The organism is Pseudomonas sp. 2FE, from assembly GCF_005503735.1.
In the GTDB taxonomy this organism is placed as follows: Bacteria; Pseudomonadota; Gammaproteobacteria; order Pseudomonadales; family Pseudomonadaceae; genus Aquipseudomonas.
The window spans coordinates 1-2019 of sequence record NZ_SCMO01000021.1; the positions used below are offsets into that span (position 1 = coordinate 1).

Consider the following 2019-nt stretch of genomic DNA (forward strand, 5'->3'; position numbering starts at 1 on the left):
GGGTTAAAGGTGAGGCTGCCGTTACCGGCGCCGGGTCCTGCGACCAGGGCATAGCCATTGGCGTTGATCGTGCCATCGATATCGCTGGCGACCGGCACGCTGCTGTTGAGCACGGTGTTCTCGCCGGTGCCGACGCTGGCATTGGCGGCAACCGGGGCATCGTTGGTGCCGTTCAGGGTGATGACCACGTCCTGGAAGGTTACGCCGCCATGCCCGTCGTTGACGCTGACGCGGTAGGTAAGAGTGAGTACCTGGCCTTCGGCGAGGTCATCCAGCGCACTGGCGTCGACGTTGTAGGTCCAGCTGATGCTGCCGCTGCCGTCACCAGTGCTGTCATTGGCCAGCACCGCGGTCAGGCTGCCACGCGCGGCGGCGCCGCTATTCAGCGAGTCGTTGGTGGAGAACAGGGTGCTGCTGACGCTGTGACTGTCCGATAGGTCGACATCCGTGAAGCCGATGCTACCGCTGACTGCGAGGCTGCCGGTATTTTCATCGGGTGCGCCGTCGGCGCGTTCGACCAGAGTCCCACTCATGATGGCGTTGGGCAGGGATACCTGCAGTTGGTAGGTTCCGCCGGTTGAGATGCTGCCGGCGATGGTGCTGCTACCGGCGTAGCGGCCAACGGCGATGTAGTAGGTGCCGGGCTGGCTGAAGGTGTAGGTCAGGTAGGAGTCGTACGCGTGAACGCTGCCGCCACCGCCATCACTAACAGCTGAGTCGTCGTCGTATGCCAGCCGGTTGCCGTTGGCATCATAGAGATTCAGCCAAGGGTCGAAGCTGACACCCGCATTGTAGCCGTAGTCGATATCAAAGGTCGCACTGGTACCCGCTTGGGTGACGGTAAAGGCGTAGTAGTCGAACGCATTGTCGCCGATGCTGCTGATGGAAACGAAGGGCACGGTTTCGGAGTTGCCAACATCGGGATTGCTGCCCAGGGTAAAGCTGCCGTCCAGATTGATGGCGGTGGCGATGCTGTGGTTGTCCAGCCCTTGTGGTTTGTCGATGACGCCCGCGCCATCGATGACGCTGCTTTGAATCACCGGTGTATCGTTGGTGCCGGTGATAGTTACGGTGATGCTTTGACTGACCGAGCCACCATTACCATCGATCACGTCATAGCTGACGATGATGTCGCGGGTTTCGCCCACCGCCAGGCTTTGGAACGTGGTATCGCTTGGGTCGACGCTGAGAGTGTTGCCGCTCAGGCTCAAGCCACTGCTCAGGCCTTGCACGTTGCTGACACTGAGCACATCCCCGATATCCACGTCGCTGGCGCCAGTGAGCAGGTTGACGTTGAAGCTGGCGTCGTCTTCGTTGGCGGCGGCGGTCAGGGCTGCGGCTACGGTCGGCGCCTCATTGATGTTGGTGACATTGAGGGTCACGTTGGTGGCGGTCGAGATGTTGCCGGCGGCATCGACGGCCTGCACCGCGAGGATAAAGGTGTTGGCACCGGTTTCGAAATCATTGGAAGCCGCGCCTGCGGCGGCACCGGCGTTAGTAAGAGAGATCACTCCGCTATTGCTGATAGCGAAGAAACCATCAGCACTGGTGCTGGTTCCCGTTGCGGCGAAGCGGTATCCAGTGACGCCAGAGGTGTCGGTGGCGCCGACCGTACCGAGGCTGCTGTTGGCGGTGTGATTTTCTGCGTAGCTGAAAGTCTGGTTTGCAGTAATGGTCGGAGCCGTGGTGTCGACGCCGTGGCTCGAGGTGGCGGTGGCGCTGAACGGGTTGCCGGCGGCATCGCTGCCGCTGACGCTGACATCGAAGCTGGTGTCGGCGGCCAGGTCGCTGCCGGCCACCGCGATGCTGAAGCCCAACACGCCGCCACCGAGGTCGATGACCGCGCCGCTGTAGGCGCTGCCGTTGACGCTGAAGGTCACGCTGTCGCCGAGGGCGGCATCGCCGCCGACGGTGCCGCTGACGTTGACGCTGCTGGCGGCTTCGCTGGCATTGAGCAGGTCGTCGCTGGTGATCGGGTCGACGCTGAGGCTGGCCGTGGCCGTGGTGTCGACGCCGTGG

The 2019-nt window shown here is 62.7% G+C and carries 1 protein-coding gene; it reads right to left on the reverse strand.

The genetic code is table 11. The annotated features are described in order from the left end of the window. Positions 1 to 2019: DVUA0089 family protein (locus FFS12_RS19800; protein ID WP_137889444.1), on the reverse strand; the 2019-nt coding region annotated here is incomplete at both ends.